The sequence below is a fragment of the Herbaspirillum huttiense genome, assembly GCF_047300815.1.
Lineage (GTDB): Bacteria > Pseudomonadota > Gammaproteobacteria > Burkholderiales > Burkholderiaceae_D > Herbaspirillum > Herbaspirillum huttiense_A.
This window is the reverse complement of record NZ_CP178608.1, coordinates 2,918,089-2,940,104: the sequence shown is the minus strand read 5'-3', so window position 1 is coordinate 2,940,104 and position 22,016 is coordinate 2,918,089. Positions and strand designations below refer to the sequence as shown.

Here is a 22,016-nt window from a genome sequence, read left to right as displayed (position 1 = left end):
CAGGGTAGCCTCATGGACAAGTCTGATTCCACCCATCCTTATGATCCTCTGATCGCCATTTCCCAAGGCGACTGGACGGCCTATCGCAACCATATCGCCTCGCAGGGCCATGGGGGCGAGATCGAGCCCGAGCCCTTGCCGGCCTATCCCGAGCCGGCCCAGGACAGCGCAGGGCAGCCGCTGCACGGCGAGGAAGATATCCTGGCCTACCGGCGCCGCTGCGCACGCGCCTACATCGGCATGAATGGCCGCCTCGGCGGTCGCGCCTATCGGCCCAACGAACCGGTGATCCTGACCCAGGAAGCGGTGCAGGAACTGGCCGAACTCAATCGCCTCCTGCGCGAAGAGCGGGCGCTGAAAAAGAAGTCCGAGAAATCCAGCTGAATCTTCTCCGCGACCCGTATGGCCACGCCGTTGGTGTGTCCTCTGCATGGGCCTGCGCGTGTAGGTGCGCGGCGCGATTTCGTGTAGGAAAACAGGAAGTCTGCCAGCACCCTTGCGCCATGCGGTTTCGCGGCCGATGACGGTTTTTTCGTGGGCTGAGAGTGCGCCCGGAAGCGGCACGGGCTTCCCGTATAATCATCCGCGGCACGCAGCAGGCGCGCCGGGCGCATGCGCCTGGTCTGCAACGCCTGCTCCAAGCGGATGCGAACAACAATGAAGGGACCAGCGGGAGCAAGACGGCGCAAGCCTGTCGCCCGCCAGACCGACCTCGGTGCTCAAAGCTAGGCTTAAAGGTAAGTTTCACGACATGGCAGACATTTCTTGGTTGCGCGGTACAGGCCTGGCCGCGCAGATCGTTACGGCGACCGACTGGACCACAAGTCCGCTGGGTGCGCCGGCGCAATGGTCGCCGACCTTGCGCACCTCCCTCAACATTGCGCTGCATTCGCCCCTGCCGAGTCTGCTGGTATGGGGTTCAGCACGCCAGATGCTTTACAACGACGCATTCGCCGCCTGTATCGGCGCGGCCCATCCGTCCGCCTTTGGCGCGCCGCTGAACGGGTCGGCGCTCTGGCGCGGCGCTGGCCGTCTGTGCGAAGCGGCGATCGGCGCAGCCTTCAAGGGCAAGCAGCAGCAATTGCCGCGCCTGGCCCTTTTCCAAGAGACCGGGCAAGCCCAGGACATCGCCAGCCAGTGGGATATCACCTGCGTGCCGGTGTGGGAAGACAGCGCCGACGATCAGCCCGCGCAGGTGGCCGGGGTACTGTGCACGCTGGTGCGCGCTAGCGCCCTCGATGGCGCATTGGCCCATACCGACCTCCTGCGCGACCTGATGGAAGAGTCGCCCAGTTTCAAGGCCGTGGTGCGCGGCCCGCAGCACGTGTTCGAGCGGGTCAATGGCGCCTACTTCAAACTGTTCGGCGATCGCCCGGTGCTGGGCTTGCCGGCGCGCGAGGCGCTGCCGGAACTACTGGACGAAAATCTGTTTGCCTTGCTGGACCGGGTCTACCAGACCGGCCAGGCTTACACCGAACGCGGGGCCCGCCTGTTCCTGCGGCGCGCGCACGAGATCGGTTTTGCCGGCGCCGTGCTGGACTTCGTGTTCCAGCCGATCCGGGACGCCCGGGGCCAGGTGGCCGGCATCTTCATCGAGGGCAACGACGTCACCGAACGCTTCGTGGCCGAGGAGCGCTTGCGCATCGTCGACCGTGCCGGCGGGATCGGCATCTTCGAGTGGTTCCCGGTCTCCGGCAAGCTGGCGGTGTCGGATCGTTTCCGCCGCTTGTGGGGCTTGCCGGCTGAGGGCGAGGTAATCTCGCAGCAGCTGGTGGACATGATCGACGAAGAATTCCATCCCAACCTGGGCACGTCGCGCATCAAGGAGGGCGGCCCGCGCAATCCGCTGGAATACACCGAATACCACATCACCCGTCCCGATGGCGAGCAGCGCTGGCTGGCGCGCAAGGGCGAGGTGGTGGAAGACGATCCGCGCGCCGGTTCACGCTATGTCGGGGTGGTCTTCGATGTCACCTCGCGCAAGCTCATGGAGCAGGCCCTGGCCGCCTCCGAGGCCAGCGTGCGCGCCAACAATGCCTTCGTGCGGCAGCTGCTCGATTCGACCGACCAGGGCTTTTTCTCGATCGACCGCGACGGCATCGTCACGCTCTGCAATGCGGCCTTCCTGCAATTGCTCGGCTACGCCAGCGAGAAGGATGTGCTGGGACGCGACCTCCATGAGGTGATCGTCAGCGCCGGCGACGATGGCAGCCCGCGCGGCGGTTGCGCCGTGCTCAGGGCCGCACGTGAAGGCCTGACCTCGCATGTGGACAGTGAAGACTTCATCCGCGTCGATGGCAGCAGTTTCCCGGTGCAGTACCAGGCGCATCCGGTCTGGCAGGATGGCGAACTGCAGGGCGCGCTCTGTACCTTCATCGACCTCACCGAACGCCGCCGTGGCCTGCAGGCGCTGTCCTGGAGCGAGAACCGCCTGACCGCGATCTTCAACCAGGCCTCGGTGTGCTTCTCCGAGCTGGATTTGCAGGGCCGCTACCTGCGCGTGAACCAGGCGCTTTGCCGCATGCTGGGTCGCAGCGAAGCAGAGATGCTGGAGATGACGCTTGCTGATGTGACCCATCCGGAAGACGTGCCGATGAACATGAACCTGTTCAATCGCTGCATCGCCGACGGCAGTTCCTTTACCCTCGAAAAACGCTACCTGCGTCCGGATGGCAGTTCCTTCTGGGTCTCCAGCGACATCAGCCGCATCGTCGATGACGAGGGCCGTCCGCAGGCCATGATTGCGGTTTCCACCGACATCACCGAACGGCGCCGCGCCGAAGAGGCCTTGCGCGAACTCAACGACACGCTCGAACAGCGCGTGGTCGAAGAGATCGTCGAGCGCAGCCGTGCCGAAGCGGCGCTGCGCCAGATGCAGAAGATGGAGGCGGTCGGCCAGTTGACCGGCGGCGTAGCGCACGACTTCAACAACGTGCTGCAGATCATCGGCGGCAACCTGCAGTTGCTGCAGACCGATCCGCGCCTGGATGACCGCAGCCGCCAGCGCGTACGCACCGCCATCGGCGCCGTCGACCGGGGTGCCAAGCTGTCCTCGCAATTGCTGGCCTTTGCCCGTCGCCAGCCCTTGCAGCCGCGCAGCATCAACCTGGAGCGCGTGGTGCAGAACATGGATGACCTGCTGCGCCGCGCCGTGGGGGAAAACATCGAGATCTCCACCGTCATTACGCATGACCTGTGGAACACCATGCTGGACCCCAACCAGGTCGAAAACCTCATCATCAACACGGCCATCAATTCGCGCGATGCCATGCCCAACGGCGGCCGGCTCACGCTGCAGATCGACAACGTGCAGTTGAGCGACCCGGCCTTCCTCTCGCAGGCCGACCTGCAGCCGGGCGACTACGTGGAACTGCAGATCTCCGACAACGGCGCCGGCATGTCGCCCGAGGTGCGCGAGCGGGCCTTCGAGCCCTTCTTCACGACCAAGCGCGAAGGCGAGGGTACCGGCCTGGGCCTGTCGATGGCCTATGGCTTCGTCAAGCAGAGCCGCGGCCACATCAGCCTGCACAGCGAAGCCGGCAAGGGCACCACGATCCGCATCTACTTCCCGCGCTGCATCGACCAGGAAGTGCTGATCGACGACAACCGCGACATGGAAGTGCGCGGTGGCGACGAAACCATCTTGGTGGTGGAGGACGATCCCAACCTGCAACTGACGGTCATCGATACGCTCTCCTCGTTGGGTTACCGTGTGCTCAAGGCCGACAACGGCGAACGCGCCCTGGCCATCCTGCAGAGTGGCATTCCGGTCGACCTGATGTTCACTGACGTGGTCATGCCCGGCAGCGTGCCCGTCACCGAACTGGCGCGCCAGGCGCGGCAGCTGCTGCCAGACATCGAGATTCTCTTCACCTCCGGCTACCCGCGCGACGCCATCGTCCACGAAGGGCGGCTCGATGCCGGCGTGGAGCTGCTCTCCAAGCCCTATCGGATCAACCAGCTGGCGCAGCGCATCCGGCAGATGCTGTCCAATCGCGCACATCGCATCGAACTGGCCCAGCTCACGCGCGAGCGTGACCAGGCCAATGCCAGCGCCACGCTCCATATCCTGCCGGCGGGTGACAGCCAGCGGCCAGCAGAAGGCCAGGACGCGTATTTCGATCAAGCCGCCGCTGGCAGCGCCACCGAGGTGGCCACCGCGCCAGCGCAGACGCCGCAAGCCAGCAGCGGTCTGCGCCTGCTGGTGGTGGAGGACAACATCGATTCCCAGCAACTGGTGTGCGAACTGCTGGAGACGCTGGGCCACCAGGCGCGCGGCGTGGTCAGTGCCGAGGATGCGCAGCAGGCGCTGGGCGAGCAGAGTTTCGATGTGCTCTTCACGGACGTGAACCTGCCCGGCATGTCGGGGGTGGACCTGGCCAAACGCGCGCTGGAACGCTTCCCGGAGATGTCGGTGATCTTTGCTTCCGGCTATGGCGCCATGGTGGCGCGCAATGTTGGCTTTGCCTCGCACTCGCTGCCCAAGCCCTACGATATCGACCAGTTGCAGGAGATCCTCAAGAAGATCGCTGCTGCCTGACGCTGCGCCGCAGGGGCAGGGAAGTGCAGGCGCGGTGGGGCCTCGCTCTATTTGCCTCCCTGGTCTGCGTTCGATGTCCGGCAGATGGCCTGCTCACCCCGGTGGGCAGGCCATTTTTTCGTCGGCATCGGGCCTATTTCGAGGTGGGCTCGATCCTGGCCAGATGCTGGGTCGCGATGAGCACCGCGCCGCAGGAGGTCAGCATGCCCTCCACGGCGGCCCTGCGTCCCAGGTATTCGTAGCTGTCTTCACCTGCCAGGATGACAAATTCACATCGGCATTGCGGACAGTAGCCGCGATGGCCGACTCCCGCCATCGGCTTGCCGTACAACTTCACATTGGCAAAACCTTCCTGTACAACGCCGCCGTGCGAGGTGGGATCGTCAAGACGGATGATGGCCCTGGGCATGTGCGCTTCCTTTCATAAAAAAGAAAGCAGGAAAGATAAAGCCAGCCGTCCGGCTGAGGGCCATAGACGGCAAGAGATCAACCACATTCAGAATTTTTTGAAGCGCTGCCTCGAATCTGTTCGAGACCATTGCGCCCCGGCGCACAAACTTTGTAAGGGAGGTTTCCTTTTCTTGTCATATTTCATAAAATAAATAAGAACTATTATCGTTCGTATTAATTAAAATGAATATGAAGAGGAATCCCTTGCTCCAGACTTCCCTGCGTGCGCGCCCCAGCGCCATGTCGCGTGCCCTGCGTCCCGTCTATCTCAGCATGGCGCTGGCCGGCTCTCCCGCGCTGGTGCTGGCGCAGTCAACCCAGGCAGACGCTGCCGGCAGCCAGCTGCCTACCGTGACCGTTTCCGCCGCCGGTGCAGGGGAGGGTACGCAACACCTGCAGAGCCAGACCACTTCGGGCGCATTGGGATCGCGCTCCCTGCTGGAAACGCCTTTCTCGGTCACCAGCATTACCGCCGCCGATCTGGCCGACAAGCAGGTCAACAAGCTCGGCGACCTGTTCTACAACGAGGCATCGGTGAGCGACAACAGCGGCGGCTACAGCGCCTGGGCGTCCTACATCACCATTCGCGGCCTGCCGGCAGACTGGCAGAATTCCTTCCGCATCGACGGCAAGCCTTTCCTGGGCTATGGGATCACGCTGCCCTACGATCATTTCGAACGCATCGACCTGCTCAAGGGCTCGGCCGGCTTCATGTATGGATTCGGCTCGCCGGGCGGGGTGCTCAACTACGTCTCCAAGAAGCCGACCGACACGCCCGTGCGCAGTGTCTCGGTGGGCTATACCAGCAACAGCATCCTGAGCGAGCACGTCGATCTGGGCGGACGCTTTGGCAACGACAACATGTTCGGCTATCGTCTCAACGTCACGCATGACCAGGGCGAGACTTTCAATGAAGGCCACATCCGCCGCAACTCGGTGTCGCTGGCGCTGGACGGGCGTCTCACGCGCGACCTGACCTGGGATTTCCAGGCCATCTGGCAGAACAGCAATTCCACCGACCAGACCCCTTCGGTGGTCACCACCAACCTGACCGGGAGCCGCCTGCCATCGGTGGTCAGCGGGGCAGACAAGACCCTGGTCGGTCCGGGCCAGCACTTGGACACCAACTTCCAGCTCTACCAGACCGGGCTCACCTATCGCCTCAATCCCGACTGGAAGGCCAACCTGAGCTACAGTCACAGCACCGCCAAGCGTTTCCGCAATGAAGACATCGCCATGCTCTCGGACGCGGCCGGCAACTACAACGACTGGCGTTCGGACAGCCGCGAGGGACATACCTTCGACCAGTGGCAAGCCATGCTGGAGGGCAATGCCCGTACCGGCGGCATCGATCATCAGCTGGTCGTCGGCGCGTCCTGGCAGAAGCAGGTCAATGATTACTCGATCAGTTCGGTGTACCAGCAGATCGGCACCGGCAACCTCTACACGCAGAACACCAATGCGTATTACAGCAGCACCGACCTGCAGACCTATCACAACGCCATCATCACCCAGCAGGCGATCTTCGCCAGCGATACGCTGAATTTCTCGGAGCGCTGGTCGCTGCTGGCTGGCGGCCGCTACAACCAGTTCAAGCAGGACAATTTCACCACGGCCGGCGCACTCAGTTCGCGCTATGACAAATCGGCCCTGACGCCGACGGTGGCCCTGATGTTCAAGCCCGGGCGCAACACTACCGTCTATGGCAGCTATGTGGAATCGCTGGAGCAGGGCGGTGTTCCGGGCGTGACCAATACCAACTACGGCAGCCAGCTCAAACCGCTCAAGAGCAAGCAGTACGAGCTCGGTGCCAAGACCGACCAGCAGGACTGGAGCGCCACCGCTGCGCTGTTCCGCATCGAGCGCGCCTCCGAGTACACGCTCAATGGTGCGCTGGTGCAGAGCGGCCAGTCCAACTACCAGGGCCTGGAACTGGGGGCGTCGTGGCGTGTGGCGCCGCAGTGGCAGGTGGGCGGCAGCCTCATGCTGCTCGACGCCAAGTACGACCAGGGCAATACTTACAACGGCAATCGCGTGGCCGGTGCGCCGCGCAACATGGCCACGGCCCAGGTGGCCTACCTGGTGCCGCAGGTGGCGGGACTGAAGCTCTCGGCCGATGCCAAGTTCACCGGCACCACCATGGCGCGCGCGGCCAACGACATCGAGCTGGCCAGCTATACGCTCTTCAATCTCGGCGCCAGCTACACCACGCGCATTGGCCAGCACGATACGACCTTCCGGGCCTCGGTCAACAACCTGCTCGACAAGCGTTACTGGCAATACCAGTACGAGAACTACATCAAGCCGGGTGATCCGCGTAGCTTCAGCGTGTCGGCCAAGGTCGATTTCTGAGCCGGTCATGGCCGCCCTCCCAGCACTTCCTGAATCACTCCGCCACTTAGCCAGGTAAGCCAGCCCATGCGCGCACTTCTCGTTCTTCTTCATCGATGGTTCGGCCTGGCCGTGGCTGTCTTCCTGTTCATCGCCGGCGTGACCGGCGCAGTAATCTCCTGGGACCATGAACTGGATGCCTGGCTCAATCCGCAACTGTTCCATGCCCGCAGCGCCGACCGTCCCGACGCCGGACAGCCCTTGCCCGGGCTGGAACTGGCGCGCCGCGTGGAAGCGGCCGAGCCCAAGTTGCGCGTGACCTATGTGCTCACCGAGGCCGAACCCGGTCACACCATCAGCATGATGGTCGAGCCGCGCCTGGACCCGGCTACCGGCAAGCTGCCGGCCCTGGATTACAACCAGATCGCCGTCGATCCGGTGACCGGTGAAATACAGGGCCGCCGCATGTGGGGCGCGATTTCGCTGGCGCGGGAAAACCTGCTGCCCTTCCTCTACAAGCTGCATTACACGATGCATTTGCCGGACCTGGGCGGCATTGAGACCGGCATCTGGCTCATGGGCATCATCGGGATCGTGTGGGCGCTGGATTGCTTCATTGCGCTCTATCTTTCCTTCCCCAACTGGCGCAGCTGGCGCAAGTCGCTGGCCTTTCGCTGGCGCGAGGGCGGGCACAAGCTCAACTTCGATTTGCACCGCTCCGGCGGGGTGTGGATCTGGGGCTTGCTGCTGGTGCTGGCGGTGACGTCTGTGTCGATGAATCTGGAGCGGCAGGTCATGCGGCCGATTCTGCAAAGCGTCTCCACCCTGACCGCCGGCCCCTTCGATACGCGTACCCCGGTCGCACCCGAGAAAGTGCCGGAGCCGCGTATTTCACGCGAGCAGGCGGTCGCACTGGGACGCGCCCAAGGCGAGAAGCTGGGCCTGACGGAGCCGGTCGGCGGGGTCTTCTACTCGGGCATGTTCGGGGTTTATGGCGTGGGCTTCTTCCAGCCGGGCAATGACCATGGCGACGTGGGCCTGGGCAATGCCTGGCTGTATTTCGACGCCATGAGCGGCGCCTATGAAGGCGGCAAGATTCCGGGGCGCGGCAGTGCCGGCGATCTCTTCCTGCAGGCGCAGTTCCCGCTGCATTCCGGCCGCATCCTCGGGCTGACCGGGCGTGTGCTGATTTCGCTGATGGGCGTGCTGGTGGCGATGCTGTCGGTGACCGGGGTGATCATCTGGGTGCGCAAGCGCCGTGCCCGCCTGCAGCAGCGCGAGCGCCTGGCCGCTCAAAAGACACCGGCCCACGAGGGGCCGGTCGTAGAGGCGCGCTGAGCGAGCGCGAGACTGGATGACGGTGTCAGTGCGCCATCAGCACCGGCAGCGTCATGGTCTTGAGGATGGTCAGCGTCACGCCGCCCAGCAGCACTTCGCGGAAACGGGTATGACCATAGCCGCCCATGACCAGCAGGTCGGAGCCCTTGTCGGCGGCCAGCGAGAGCAGGGCATTGCCGATATCGAGCGTGGTCTGTTCCTGTGCCACTTCCACCTTCACGCCGTGGCGCGCGAGGTAGAGGGCGATGTCGGCACCGGGCTGCTCGCCGTGCGTGCCCAGGCGCTTGTCGGAATTGAAGAGCACCACGGTCACGTTGTCGGCCTGGCGCAGCAGGGGCAGGGCGGCCGTGATGGCACGCGTCGATTCCATGCTGCCATCCCAGGCGATGAGGGCATTCTTGCCCACGTGCTTGAATTCTCCTGCGCTGGGGATGATGAGTACCGGACGCGGTGAATTGAGCATGACGTATTCGGGCAGGTCGGTGAGGAAGCTGTCATCGGCGTCGTCCAGATCCGCCTGGCTCACCACCACCAGGTCGGCATAGCGCGCCTGCAGGGCCAGTCCGCCTTCGGCGTCGTCATCGACGAAACGCTTTTCGCAGGAGGGCACGCCGACGCTGTTGGCGATCTTGTCGAAGTTTTCCAGCGCAGCCAGGGCGCGGTCGCGGAAACCATCCATCTGCGCTGCGATGTAGGCTGCGCCTTCCATGGTGATGAAGCTGGAGATGCCGCTGACGGCGCTGCCGATCAGGTGCGCCTGCTGTGCGCGGGCCAGTTCGGCGGCAATGCGGATGCGCTGGGCGGCGTGGCGCGACTGGTCGACGTGGACCAGGATGGACTTGTAGCTCATGGTGGCTCCTCGGAAATTCGTGGGGGGAAGACATCCGGGGCGGGATGCCATGTAGGCAGATTAGGCCGGGCACCTCCATGCGTCCAGCGCAAATCCCGGGCTGCTTGACGCACGTCAATCCTGCCCCGTGGCTCTTGTAGGGAAGCATCGTTGGCTTGTTTCCATACAAGCACGATGCTTGCGGTATGCTTGTCGGCTTTCGCAACCTGCCTGCCGATCCGGGACTCTTCATGCCATCCATTTTCCACCTGGCCTACCACGTGCGCGACCTCGACCAGTCGCGCCGCTTCTATTGCGACCTGCTGGGTTGCGCCGAAGGGCGCAGCACCGAGACCTGGGTCGACATCGATTTCTTCGGCCATCAACTTTCGCTGCACCTGGGTGAGCCGTTTGCCGTGAGCAACACCGGCCATGTCGGCCATCATCTGGTGCCGATGCCGCACTTGGGCGTGATCCTGCAGCTCGATGAATGGCAGCAACTGGCGGACCGCCTCAGCGCCAGCGGCGAGGTGCAATTCGTGCTGGCCCCGCAGATCCGCTTTGCGGGTGAGCCGGGCGAGCAGGCCACGATGTTCTTCCTCGATCCCTCGGGCAACCCCATCGAAGTCAAGGGCTTCCGCGATCTGGCGACGGTGTACGCCAAATGAGCGCGCCCATGCCGATTCCCTTCGTCAGCCAGAGTGATCCTGCTGCGGTAGCGTCGTGGCTGCAGGCTTTACGCGCGGCCATGCCGGAGGAAGAGATCAAAGCCTTCAGCGAGCTGGACGCAGAGCAACGCGCGCAATGCCGCGTGGCCATTGTCGCCAATCCTGATCCGGCGCAGTTGAAACTGCTGCCGCAACTGCAGTGGGTGCATAGCGTCTGGGCCGGGGTGGAGCGGCTGGTGGCCGATCTCGGCCAGAGCGACTTGCAGATCACGCGCCTGGTCGATCCGCGCCTGGCGGCCACCATGGCCGAAGCCGTGCTGGCCTGGACGCTCTACCTGCATCGCGACATGCCGTATTACGCCCGTCAGCAACAGGCCCGGCAATGGCAGCCGCTGGACTACGTGCTGCCGGAGCAGCGCCGCGTGGGCATCCTCGGCCTGGGCGCGCTGGGCGAAGCGGCAGCCGCTGCGTTGCGCCAGGCACGTTTTCCGGTGCTGGGCTGGAGCCGTAGTGCGCGCAACGTGCCGGACGTGCGGACCTTCAGCGGCATGGACGGACTGGCGGAGATGCTGGCGCAGACCGACATCCTGGTCTGCCTGCTGCCGCTGACGCCCGAAACGCGCGGACTGCTGGATGCAGCGCGACTGGCACTGCTACCGCCTCAGGCACAGCTCATCAATTTCGCACGCGGCCCGATCATTGATGATGAGGCGCTGCGCCAGGCGCTGGATGCGGGCAGGTTGCGTCACGCAGTGCTGGACGTGTTCGCCACCGAGCCCTTGCCGCCGGAGGCCTGGCCCTGGTCGCATCCTGCGGTGACGGTACTGCCGCATTGTTCGGCACCGACCGATCCGGGCACCGCTTCAGCCATCGTGGCCGCCAATATCCGCCACTATCGCAAGACCGGCGAGATCGCCGCCAACGTGGATCTCAAGCGCGGTTATTGAGTGCGAGCTGCACGCTCAGTCCAGACGGTAATCCTTGCCGCAGCGGGCAGCCGGTGGCAAGGGCTGGCCGGCCAGTTCGCACAAGGATCGTTCTATCTCGATGCAGATGGCATCGAGTGCCAGGCCGTTGGGGGAGGCCGCAAACGGGGCCGATATTTCTCCCGCGATGGCCTCCAGCGCCAGGAACGTGTAGGAAACGAACACCGAAATCAGCGGCGTGGCATAGCCGATGGTATCCACCAGGCCGAAGGGCAGCAGGAGACAATAGAGATAGACGGTACGGTGCAGCAGCACGCCGTAGGCAAACGGGATCGGGGTGGACGCGATGCGCTCGCAGGCGCCGATGCAGTGGTTGATGTCATTCAACTGCTGGTCGCAGGCCCAGAGGTGGGCATCGGCAAGATGTCCGTCGCGGTGGGCGGCAGCCAGCATGCCACGCAACTGGTCCATCTGCTGCACCGGCAGGTATTGCGCCGGGGTACCGGCCGGCGCCTGCGGCAGCAGCCGTGCCATGTCTTGCTGCGCGGAGCTCTTGCGCAACTGGTGCTTGAGCGCGAAGGCCAGCGCGATCAGGCGCGCGATGAAGAGTGACTTTCGTCCTTCATCGCCTCCGGCCAGGCCATAGCGCAGTCCCTGTGAAGCCAGGGCGCGCGAGGCGATCAGCAGGGCGCCCCAGATCTTGCGTCCCTCCCAGTAGCGGTCGTAGCTGGCATTGTTGCGAAAAGCCAGGAAGATCGCCAGCGCCACGCCCATCAGCGTGAAAGTGGACGTATTCAAGGGCAGCTTGTCCCCGAAGATCTTGCCACCGGTGAAGACAGCCAGGGTAGAAAAGGTCGTCATCATGGCCATCTGCGGGATGATGGTGCGCAGGACCGAGCCGTTCCAGATGAACAGCATGCGGAACCAGTGGAGCTGTGGGCGAACGATCATGGCGCGATCCTGGCAAGACGGAAGGAAATGGTACGCCCCTGCGGTGGCTGGGAGGATGTACAGCTGCTGCGTACTCGCCTGCACACAGCCCGCCTGGGCCTGGTGTTTCCGCTATTGTCGGGCGATGGTAAAGCCGATGGTATTGTGCCCGCCGCTGCTGCTGGCAAAAGCGCGCCCGCCATGCATGCGCGCCACCGCCTTGACGATGGCCAGCCCCAGGCCGTGGCCATGGCTGCCGTTGATGTCCTGGCGGGCGCTGTCGACGCGGTAGAAACGGTCGAACAGGCGTGGCAGGTGCTGTTCGTCGATGGCCGGGCCGGGATTGGTGACGGCCACGCGCACCATCTCGTGGCCACCGGAAATGTCGATGCGCAACTGCGCGCCCTGCGGCGAATGCTGGATCGCGTTCTGGATCAGGTTGGTCAGGGCGCGCTTGAAGAGTGCCGTTTCCATGGTGGCCGTAGCGTCGAGGTCACCGGCCACCGTGATGGACATGCCCGTGTCATCGAGCACGAACTCGAAGAAATCCACGGTCTTCTGCACCGCCTCTGCCACGCTGGCCGGCACGCGCGCCGTCGCCGCTTCGCCCTGGTCGGAACGCGCCAGGAACAGCATGTCGTTGACGATGGAGCGGATGCGGTCCAGCTCTTCCAGGTTCGATTGCAGCACGTCCTTGAATTCCCCCGCACTGCGTTCGCGCGCCAGCGCCACCTGGGTCTCGCCGATCAGGTTGGCCAGGGGCGTGCGCAATTCATGGGCGACGTCCGCATTGAAGGCTTCCAGTTGCGTATAGGCTTGCTCGATGCGTTCGAGCGCGCCGTTGAAGGCATCGGCCAATACCGACAATTCCTCCGGCAAGGCTTCCACCGGCATGCGGGCCGACAGCTTGCGCGGCGAAAAGCTCTGCGCACGCGCCGACATGCGGCGCAGCGGCGCCAGCCCGGCACGGGCGATCCAGTAGCTGGAGATGACGGCCAGCACGATGCCCAGCAGCGAAGAAATGGTGGTGGCCACCAGGAAGGTGCGGCGCATCTCGAAGTAGGGGGCGCCATCGACACCGACCGTCACGCGCACTTCAGGACGATCCTCGAAGGCCGGTAGCGTGCGCGTCATGATGTGCAGCGGATAAGCGCGGCCGGGTAGATGCAGGCGCCCGACCAGCTTGCCGTCGGCATGATTGATGGCCGAGGGCGACAGCCGCGTGAGGTCGCCATAGGTGTAGCGGGGATCATCGCTGGCGATCCAGAAAAACACGTGTTGATCCGCCTGCGACAGCGTCGACAGCTTCAACTGCACGCGGCTCCAGCGCTCGGTATTGCCGGCGCGTTCGATCTGGTAGCTAATGTCGTTGAGGGTGGTGAAGAGGGCATCGCGTTCATGGCGCAGCAACTCGCCCTTCAGGACGGTGTAGAGCGCCACGCCGGCCACGGCGAAGATCAGCAGCGCCGAGGCGGCCGACATCAGCACCAGGCGCGCAGTGATGGACTGGCGCAGCGGCAGGCGGCGCTTCTTTACCGGTGCGGCAGCGGTCTCACTCATCGCCGGTATCGGAGGCGGCGCGCGGCTCCAGCACGTAACCCATGCCGCGCACGGTATGCAACAGCTTCTGCTCGAAGGGCGCGTCGATCTTGGCGCGCAAGCGCTTGATGGCCACTTCCACCACGTTGGTATTGCTGTCGAAGTTCATGTCCCAGACCAGTTCGGCAATGGCCGTCTTGGAGAGGATCTCGCCCTGTCGCCGTGCCATCACGGCCAGGAGGGCAAATTCCTTGGCGGTGAGGTCGATGCGCAGCCCGCCCCGGAAGGCCTTGCGCGAGATCAGGTCGATCTGCAGGTCGCCGATGCGCAGCTGCGGCGCTTCCTGCACCCGGCCACGGCGGGTCAGGGCCTGCAGGCGGGCCAGCAGTTCGAGGAAAGAGAAGGGCTTGATGAGGTAATCATCGGCGCCGTCATGCAAGCCCTTGATGCGGTCTTCCACGCTGTCGCGCGCGGTCAGCATGATGACCGGGGTCTGCTTGACGGTACGCAGCGAACGCAGCACGGCAAAGCCATCCAGGCCAGGCAGCATCACGTCCAGCACGATGACGTCGTAGTCATGCTGGATCGCCAGGTGCTGGCCATCGACCCCGTTGCTGGCCACATCCACCGCGCACCCCTGCTCGGTGAGGCCCTTGCAGAGGTATTCGGACATCTTTTGCTCGTCTTCGACTATCAGGATCTTCATGCGCTCTCCACTGGCGGCACCGGGAACACTCCCCGGCACTCGCCCATGCCGGATTCTACCTTCCCGGCCCCTTGTTGATGAACCGGCGCGGGTCTCAATGTTCCTGCGCCAGGCGCGCGGCCTTGCGTTCCTGCCTTGCCTTCTTCTTGCGTTCGTACCAGTAGTGCGCGCGGTCCAGGTACAGATAGACCACCGGCGTGGTGAAGAGCGTGAGCGCCTGCGACAGCACCAGGCCGCCGACCATGGCATAGCCCAGCGGGCGGCGCAGCTCGGAGCCGGCGCCATGGCCGAGCATGAGCGGCAGGCCCGAGAGCAGGGCGCACATGGTGGTCATCATGATGGGACGGAAGCGCAGCAGGCAGGCCTGGTAGATCGCTTCTTCCGGCTTCATGCCCTGGGTGCGCTCGGCGGTGAGGGCGAAGTCGATCATCATGATGCCGTTCTTCTTGACGATGCCGATCAGCAGGATGATGCCGATGAGGGCAATCACCGAGAGGTCGTAGCCGCCGATCATCAGGATCAGCAGCGCCCCCACGCCGGCCGAGGGCAGGGTCGAGAGAATGGTCAGCGGGTGGATGTAGCTCTCGTAGAGCAGGCCCAGCACGATGTAGACCGCGATCAGGGCCGCAGCGATCAGGTAAGGCTGCGAGGCCAGCGAATCGCCGAAGGCCTTGGCCGTGCCCTGGAAGTTGCCCACCAGCGTCTGCGGCACGCCCATCTCATCCTTGGTCTTCTGGATGATGTCCACTGCTTCGCCCAGCGAGACGCCCTTGGCCAGGTTGAAGGAAATGGTCACGGCCGGGAACTGGCTCTGGTGGCTGATCGACAGGTAGGAGGTCTTGGTGGTATCGACCTTCACGAAGGTCGACAGCGGCACCTGCTGGCCGGTCAGCGGTGAGGTCAGGTAGAGTTTGTCGAACAGTGAAGGATCCTTTTGCAACTGCGGCGTCACCTCCATGATCACGCGATAGCTGTTGATCTGCGTGAAGAATTGCGCCACCTGGCGCTGGCCGATGGCGTCATAGATGGTGGCGTCGATGAGCGAAGGCGAGATGCCAAAGCTGGACGCACGTGCCCGGTCGATGGTGATGACGGCCGCCGCGGCCTGGTTCTGCTGGTCGGAGGCCACGTCGGTCAGCTGCGGCAGCTGGCGGAAACGCTCCAGCATGCGCGGTGCCCAGACATTCAGTTCATCCAGGTCGGTATCGGTGATGGTGTACTGGTACTGGGTGCGCGAGAGGCGGCCACCGACGTTGATGTCCTGGCTGGCCTGCATGAACAGGTTCACGCCCTGGACCTTGGCCACCTGCGGACGCAGGCGCGCGATGATCTCGTCGGCATTGGTGGTGCGGCCTTCATCCTTGGGTTTCAACGCGATGAAGAATTGCCCGGTATTGAAGGTGGTGGAGCCGGCACTCATGGCGAAACCGATCACGTCCGGGTCTTGGCGCACCACCTCGGCTACCTTCAGCAGCCGCTCCTGCATGGCTGCCGAGGACGTATCCTGGGCCGATTCGGCAAAGCCGACGATGACGCCATTGTCCTGCTGCGGGAAGAAACCCTTGGGAATGAAGATGAACAGCACCACCGTCAGCGCCACCGTGGCGATGAAGCTCATCAGGGTGATGAACTGGTGCTTCATCACCACGTCCAGCCCGCGCTTGTAGCCATTGAGCATGGCATCGAAGCAGCGCTCGAACCACTGGTACAGCTTACCGTGCTGGCGGCCGTGTTCATTCTTGAGGAAGCGCGAGCACAGCATGGGCGTGAGCGTGAGCGAGATGATGACCGAGACCGCAATGGTCAGCGTCACCGTCACGGCGAATTCGCGGAACAGGCGTCCGACGATGCCGCCCATCAGCAGCAGCGGAATGAACACCGCCACCAGCGACACCGAGATCGAGATGATGGTGAAGCCGATCTCGCCCGCACCCTTCAGGGCCGCTTCCAGCGGCGACATGCCCTCCTCGACGTAGCGGTAGATGTTTTCCAGCATGACGATGGCATCATCCACCACGAAACCGACCGCAATGGTCAGCGCCATCAGCGAGAGATTGTCCAGGCTGTAGCCGACCACATACATGACCCCGGCCGTACCCATGATGGCCAGCGGCACCGTCACCGACGGAATCAGCGTGGCCGCCACATTGCGCAGGAACACGAAGATCACCATCACCACCAGTGCGATGGTCAGCACCAAGGTGAATTCCACATCCTCGACCGATGCGCGGATGGTCTGGGTACGGTCGATCAGGGTATTGACGTGGATGGCCGCCGGGATGGCCGCGCGCAGGCGTGGCATGGCGGCCTTGATGCGGCCCACGGTGTCGATCACGTTGGCACCGGGCTGCTTGGTGATGGCCAGCACGATGGAGCGGCCATTGGTGATGGTGTGATCGGCCGTATTGGCCGCACCGGCGAAGGCCCAGGCGGCGATCTTGTTGTTCTCCGGGCCGTCGATGGCGATGCCGATGTCCTTGACGCGGATCGGCGCGCCATTGCGCCAGGCCAGGACCATGTCGTTCCACTGCTCGGCCTTGAGCAACTGGTCGTTGGTATAGACGGTGAAGGCCTGGCGTGCGCCATCGACCGTCCCCTTGGGCTGGTTCACGGTGGTGGTGGCGATGACGCCGCGGATGTCTTCCAGGCTGATGCCCAGCGTGGCGATCTTGGCCGGATCGATCTGGATGCGCACGGCCGGCTTCTGCTGGCCATTCACGCTCACCAGGCCCACGCCCGAGATCTGCGAGATCTGCTGGGCCAGGATGTTGTCGGCATAGTCGTTGACCACGGTCAGCGGCAGCGCATCGGACTGCACCGCCATGATCATGATGGGCGAATCAGCCGGGTTGATCTTGCGGAAGGTCGGCGGATTGGGCAGGTTGGCCGGCAGCTGGCCGGTGGAGGCGTTGATGGCCGCCTGCACGTCCAGCGCAGCGGCATCGATGTTGCGGTTCAGGTCGAACTGCAGGGTGATCTGGGTGCTGCCCAGGGTGCTCTGCGAGGTCATCTGCGACAGACCCGCGATCAGCGAAAACTGGCGTTCCAGCGGCTGCGCCACGTTGGAGGCCATGGTCTCGGGACTACCTCCCGGCAATTGCGCGGTCACCTGGATGGTCGGGAAATCGACCTGAGGCAAGGGCGCGACCGGCAGCAGCGGCCACACCGCGATGCCCACCAGCAGGATGGCGATGGCCAGCAGCGTGGTGCCGATGGGGCGCTTGATGAAGGCGGCGGAGACGCTCACTTGGTGCTTCCTTTCGCTTCAGCGTTGGCGGCAGGCGCAGCAACAGCGCCCTTGGCCGGCTGCGGCTTGCTTTCCACGATGCGGCTGCCCGGCTTGAGCTTGTACTGGCCGTCGATGACCACGCGCTGGTCCGCCGTCAGGCCGCTGTCGGCACCCAGCACGGCTATGCCATCCTGGATGCGCTCGACCTTGACGGGCTGCATGTTGGCCTTGTCATCGCTGCTGATGGCATAGACGTAGGTCCCTTGCTGGTTGCGCTGGATGGCGGCCGCCGGGACGGTCAAGGCATTGCCGTGGCTGTTCATCTGCAGGCGCGCATTGACGTACTGGCCCGGCCACAGCTTGTGCTCGGCATTGTCGAAGCGCGCCTTCAGTTGCACGGTGCCGTTGGTGGTGTTGATCTGGTTGTCCAGCAGCACCAGCTTGCCGGTAGCCAGCACTTCCTGCGAATCACGCGCATAGGCGATGACCTTGAGCGCCTGCTGGCTGCTGCGCTGGGCGCGGTTGATGCCGACCACGGCTTCTTCGGGCAGGGTGAAGACCAGGGTGATCGGATCGATCTGGTTGATGACCACCAGGCCATTGGCATCGGCAGCGTGCACGATATTGCCCGGATCGACCAGGCGCGCGCCGACTCGGCCGGACAGGGGAGCGTTGATGGTGGTATAGCTCAATTGCACCTTGGCATAGGCCACTTGCGCCTCATCGGTCTTGACCGCCGCTTCCAGCTGCGCGACCAGGGCCTTTTGCGTATCGAGCTGCTGCTGGGTCGCCGCGTCCTGGCTGCGCAGGGTGTCATAGCGCTGCAGGTCCAGGCGCGCATTCATGAGGGTAGCGCTGTCCTTGGCACGCTGTGCTTCGGCCTGGGCCAGTTGCGCTTGCAGCGCGCGCGGGTCGATCTGGGCCAGCAACTGTCCCTTTTTGACCTCCTGGCCTTCCTCGAAGCCGACTTTCTCCAGCTGGCCGTCAATGCGCGTCTTCACCACGACACTGGCATTGGCGGTGACCGTGCCCACGCCGGCGAGATACAGGGGCATGTCGCGCTCCTGCACGCGGGCCACCGACACCGACACCGGCGGTGGCGCCTTGGCGGCGGGCTGGTCGGCGGCCGTGGCGTGTTGCATGAGGGTCCAGCCACCGACGCCGGCGCCGAGGAGCAGGGCGGTGGCGACAAAAATGGCCAGCGAAGAGCGTTGCGCAATGCGCGCAGTCTGGGGGGAGTTGGGTGAGGTGGTCATGCCTGAAACTCGTCCTGGAAGGGTCACGTTGGATTCGAAATGTGCAGTGCCCGCTTCAGCGGGCCGCCATCGGTGTCTGGGCACTGGCCGGATCGATTTGACCGGCCTGCCAGCCGCCACCGGTGGCCTTGATCAGCGCCACGCTGGCCACCAGCTGCCGCCCCAGCAGGGTCACGGCGCTGCGCTGGTTGGTCAGGGAAGTGGCCTGGGTGGTCACCACCGACAGGTAGGTCACGGTGCCGGCCTGGTATTGGCTCAGGGCCAGGCGCTCGGCCAGTTGCGCCGATTTCACGGCCTGGGCCTGGACCGCGCTTTCCTGGTCCAGCACGCGCAGGGTGGAGAGGTTGTCTTCCACATCCTGCAGGCCGGCCAGGACGGTCTGCTTGTATTGCGCAGCGGCGGCGTCATAGGCGGCCAGGGCGGCATCATTGCGGGCACTGCGTGCGCCACCGTCGAAGAGGGTCTCGGCCAGGGCCGCGCCCAGCGACCAGACCCGGCCAGGGGTGTTGAAGAGATTGGCGAAGGAGGCGCCGTTGTAGCCGCCGCTGGTGGAGAGCGTGAGCGTGGGGAAGTAGGCCGCCCGCGCCACGCCGATGTTGGCATTGGCGGCGGCCGCCAGGCGCTCGGCATTGGCGATGTCGGGGCGGCGCTCCAGCAGGTCCGAGGGCAAGCCGGCCGGCATCTGCGGCAGGCTGGCCTGCAGGCGCTGGGCGTTGGCATCCATGGCGCTGTCGCTGGCCTCGGCCCCCGGCAGCGGGGCCAGGCTGAAGGCGGCCGGGGCCTTGCCGATCAGCATGGCGATGGCGTGTTCCAGCTGGTTGCGGGTCGCATCCAGGTCGATCAGCTGCGCCTGGGCCGAACGCAGTTGGGTCTCGGCCTGGGCCACATCCGAGCGCAGTGCGGTGCCGGCTTCGTATTGATGGGTGGTCAGTTGCAGCGAGCGCGTATAGGCCGCCACGGTGCGCCGATACAAATCCTTTTGCAGGTCGGTCACGCGCAGTTGCAGGTAGTTCTGGGCCAGCGTGGCCTGGATCGCCAGGCGGGCGGCGGCCAGGCTGGCGGCGCTGGCTTCGGCGTTGGCGTCGCCCGCTTCGGCACCACGGCGGATGCGGCCCCAGAGGTCGGCTTCCCACGAGGCATTCAGACCCACGGTGTAGTTGTCGGCCAGGCGTTGCACGCCGTTGGTATTGGTTTGCGCGCGCGTGGCGCCGGCCTGCGCACCGACGGTCGGCCACAGGCTGGCACGGGCGACCGCCGCCGTGGCCTGGGCCTGGCGATACTGGGCGGCAGCCTGCTGGATAGTCTGGTTGGCGGCATTGGCCTGGCTGACCAGGTCATTGAGGATGGGGTCGCCATAGGCTTCCCACCAGCGCTGGCGGTCGTCGGCCTGGCGCGGTGCGGCCACTTTCCAGGGGCCTTGTTCCTTGTAGGCCTGGGGCAGGTCGATGGCCGGGCGCACGTAGTCGGGCCCGACGGCGCAGCCGCCCAGCAGCGCGGCCAGCGCCAGCACCGTCATTCCCTTCTTGGCGCGGAAGGGGGAGTGTTGTGGGGGATGAGTGAAATGACGAAGACTGACGCTGGCTGCGGCGCGGCGAAACGGGACGACCATAGGGCTCACGATGATGGCTTGCTGATGAAGGACTGGCCGACCCTGCGGCGCCCCTCAGCGCCCACGGCCGACCTCTGCTTACGGCGCTACTGTAAGCCCGGCCCCTCAACGCGAGGCTGACATCAATATGACAATTTTGTCAGCCAGGGCGTACATTGACGCAGGCTAGGCCCCATGGCCCGGTGCGGCCATGCTCGGAAATGAGTATTCTGCTTGCTTCGCCAGCGCCTTCACAAGGACCTCCATGCCCTTCCATTCCACTGCGCAAACCATGCTCGCCACGATCTGGAGCGCACTCGACGGCCCTCCTGATGCCCTTGCCGCCGTGCGCCTGACGGGCGAAGGCGCGCTGCCTTCCGTGTTTGCGACCACCGACCTGGCCCAGGCGTCGGTGGCGGCAGCCGGACTGGCGCTGGCGGGGCTGGTCCAAAGCGCGGGCGGGGCGACTCTTGACGTGATCTGCGACCGCCGCCTGGCGGCGATGTGGTTCAGCAGCAGCCTGCGGCCACAGGGCTGGGCGCCGCCGCCCTTGTGGGATGCGGTGGCGGGCGATTACCGCGCCGCCGATGGCTGGATACGCCTGCACACCAATGCCAGCCATCATCGTGCCGCTGCCCTGGCAGCGCTGGGGCTGGATGCAAGGCAGGCCACGCGTGAGGACGTGGGGCGCGCCGTCTCAGGCTGGCGCGCCAGCGAACTGGAAAGCGCCGTGGTAGCCCACGGTGGCTGCGCCGCCGAAATGCGCAGCCAGGCGCAATGGGCAACCCATCCGCAGGGCGCGGCCGTGGCGGCCGAGCCGCTGGTGGCCTGCCAGCGCTTCGAAGGAGCCGCTGCTGCGGCGCGCCCGGTCGATGCGGCAAGGCCGCTGGCGGGCGTGCGGGTACTGGATCTGACGCGGGTGCTGGCCGGCCCGACTGCCACTCGTTTGCTGGCTGCTTTCGGGGCCGACGTGCTGCGCATTGATCCGGCCTCATGGGAGGAGCCGGGCGTGGTCCCCGAAATGACCCTCGGCAAGCGTTGCGCCGGACTGGACCTGCGCCATCCGGCCGAGCGGGCCATTCTGGAAGCGCTGGTGCAGCAGGCCGACGTGATGGTGCACGGCTACCGTGCCGATGCCTTGGAGCGCCTGGGCCTGGGCGCGCAGCGGCGGCGGGAACTGAACCCCGGCCTGGTCGACGTGGCCCTCAATGCCTACGGCTGGAGCGGCCCGTGGGCGGCGCGGCGCGGCTTCGACAGCCTGGTGCAGATGACCAGCGGCATTGCCGAGGCCGGCATGCGGGCCGCGGGTAGCGACAAGCCGGTGCCGCTGCCGGTGCAGGCGCTGGATCATGCGACCGGTTATCTCATGGCGGCCGCCGCCGTGCGGGGGCTCACGCAGCGCCAGATCGACGGCGGCGGGAGCCAATACCGGTTGTCGCTGGCACGCACGGCGCGCCTGCTGGCTGATTATCCCGCCACGCCAGGCGAGGCGCCACTGGCCGCTGAAACGCCGTCCGATGTGCATCCGCACCGGGAGATGACCACCTGGGGCCCGGCGCAGCGCCTGCGTGGGCCGGTGAGCGTGGGGCTGGCCGAAATGGCCTGGGACCGGCCAGCCTCGCCCTTGCGCAGCGTCCAGCCCGCATGGAGCTGATTTCATTTAGCATGGGGGTCTTCGTGAAAACA

15 protein-coding genes are annotated in these 22,016 nt (G+C 65.0%); 7 read left to right on the top strand and 8 right to left on the bottom strand.

The annotated features are described in order from the left end of the window. Positions 1-12 precede the first annotated feature (12 nt). Positions 13-384, top strand: a complete 372-nt coding sequence (locus ACLRDN_RS13565) for a hypothetical protein (RefSeq protein ID WP_413456699.1) — start codon at positions 13-15, stop codon at positions 382-384. A gap of 367 nt (positions 385-751) precedes the next feature. After that, positions 752-4,540 carry a PAS domain S-box protein gene (locus ACLRDN_RS13560; protein WP_413456698.1) on the top strand — a complete coding sequence of 1,263 codons (3,789 nt, stop codon included), beginning with the start codon at positions 752-754 and terminating at the stop codon, positions 4,538-4,540. A 133-nt stretch (positions 4,541-4,673) separates the two neighbouring features. On the opposite strand, the gene ACLRDN_RS13555 is transcribed toward ACLRDN_RS13560, so the two are convergent. Continuing rightward, complete coding sequence (locus tag ACLRDN_RS13555; protein WP_413456697.1) at positions 4,674-4,949, bottom strand: PAAR domain-containing protein; 276 nt, start codon at positions 4,947-4,949, stop codon at positions 4,674-4,676. 281 nt (positions 4,950-5,230) lie between these two features. On the opposite strand from ACLRDN_RS13555, the gene ACLRDN_RS13550 reads away from it, so the two are divergent. Then, on the top strand, positions 5,231-7,342 hold the full coding sequence (locus tag ACLRDN_RS13550) for a TonB-dependent siderophore receptor (protein WP_413460396.1): 2,112 nt from the start codon (positions 5,231-5,233) through the stop codon (positions 7,340-7,342). A 66-nt stretch (positions 7,343-7,408) separates the two neighbouring features. Beyond that, positions 7,409-8,659, top strand: coding sequence for a PepSY-associated TM helix domain-containing protein (locus tag ACLRDN_RS13545; protein WP_413456696.1), 1,251 nt, complete (start codon positions 7,409-7,411; stop codon positions 8,657-8,659). A gap of 25 nt (positions 8,660-8,684) precedes the next feature. On the opposite strand, the gene ACLRDN_RS13540 is transcribed toward ACLRDN_RS13545, so the two are convergent. Next, the gene (locus ACLRDN_RS13540; RefSeq protein ID WP_145601981.1) at positions 8,685-9,509 is read right to left on the bottom strand and encodes a universal stress protein; all 825 of its coding nucleotides are present in this window, start codon (positions 9,507-9,509) and stop codon (positions 8,685-8,687) included. 230 nt (positions 9,510-9,739) lie between these two features. Here ACLRDN_RS13540 and ACLRDN_RS13535 point away from each other — a divergent pair, with 230 nt between their 5' ends. Together ACLRDN_RS13535 and ACLRDN_RS13530 are read left to right on the top strand one after the other, a co-directional pair. After that, positions 9,740-10,156 (top strand): VOC family protein, encoded by a 417-nt coding sequence (locus ACLRDN_RS13535; RefSeq protein WP_039787428.1) that lies wholly within the window; start codon positions 9,740-9,742, stop codon positions 10,154-10,156. Then, a complete protein-coding gene (locus ACLRDN_RS13530; protein ID WP_413456695.1) occupies positions 10,153-11,103 on the top strand; it encodes a 2-hydroxyacid dehydrogenase in 951 nt (316 codons plus the stop codon). Before ACLRDN_RS13535 ends, ACLRDN_RS13530 begins: the two co-directional genes overlap by 4 nt. A gap of 15 nt (positions 11,104-11,118) precedes the next feature. On the opposite strand, the gene ACLRDN_RS13525 is transcribed toward ACLRDN_RS13530, so the two are convergent. The 6 genes from ACLRDN_RS13525 to ACLRDN_RS13500 form a co-directional block, all read right to left on the bottom strand. After that, positions 11,119-12,033 carry a bestrophin family protein gene (locus tag ACLRDN_RS13525; RefSeq protein ID WP_413456694.1) on the bottom strand — a complete coding sequence of 305 codons (915 nt, stop codon included), beginning with the start codon at positions 12,031-12,033 and terminating at the stop codon, positions 11,119-11,121. A 111-nt stretch (positions 12,034-12,144) separates the two neighbouring features. Then, positions 12,145-13,572, bottom strand: coding sequence for a heavy metal sensor histidine kinase (locus ACLRDN_RS13520; protein ID WP_413456693.1), 1,428 nt, complete (start codon positions 13,570-13,572; stop codon positions 12,145-12,147). Next, complete coding sequence (locus ACLRDN_RS13515; RefSeq protein ID WP_413456692.1) at positions 13,565-14,257, bottom strand: heavy metal response regulator transcription factor; 693 nt, start codon at positions 14,255-14,257, stop codon at positions 13,565-13,567. Before ACLRDN_RS13515 ends, ACLRDN_RS13520 begins: the two co-directional genes overlap by 8 nt. Before the next feature lie 94 nt (positions 14,258-14,351). Further along, a complete protein-coding gene (locus tag ACLRDN_RS13510) occupies positions 14,352-17,504 on the bottom strand; it encodes an efflux RND transporter permease subunit (RefSeq protein ID WP_413456691.1) in 3,153 nt (1,050 codons plus the stop codon). Further along, positions 17,501-18,742 (bottom strand): efflux RND transporter periplasmic adaptor subunit, encoded by a 1,242-nt coding sequence (locus ACLRDN_RS13505; protein WP_413456690.1) that lies wholly within the window; start codon positions 18,740-18,742, stop codon positions 17,501-17,503. Before ACLRDN_RS13505 ends, ACLRDN_RS13510 begins: the two co-directional genes overlap by 4 nt. 55 nt (positions 18,743-18,797) lie before the next feature. Further along, positions 18,798-20,351: an efflux transporter outer membrane subunit gene (locus tag ACLRDN_RS13500; protein ID WP_413456689.1), complete on the bottom strand. Its 1,554-nt coding sequence runs from the start codon at positions 20,349-20,351 to the stop codon at positions 18,798-18,800. Positions 20,352-20,595: 244 nt separating this feature from the next. Here ACLRDN_RS13500 and ACLRDN_RS13495 point away from each other — a divergent pair, with 244 nt between their 5' ends. Then, the gene (locus ACLRDN_RS13495) at positions 20,596-21,984 is read left to right on the top strand and encodes a CoA transferase (RefSeq protein WP_413456688.1); all 1,389 of its coding nucleotides are present in this window, start codon (positions 20,596-20,598) and stop codon (positions 21,982-21,984) included. Positions 21,985-22,016 lie beyond the last annotated feature (32 nt).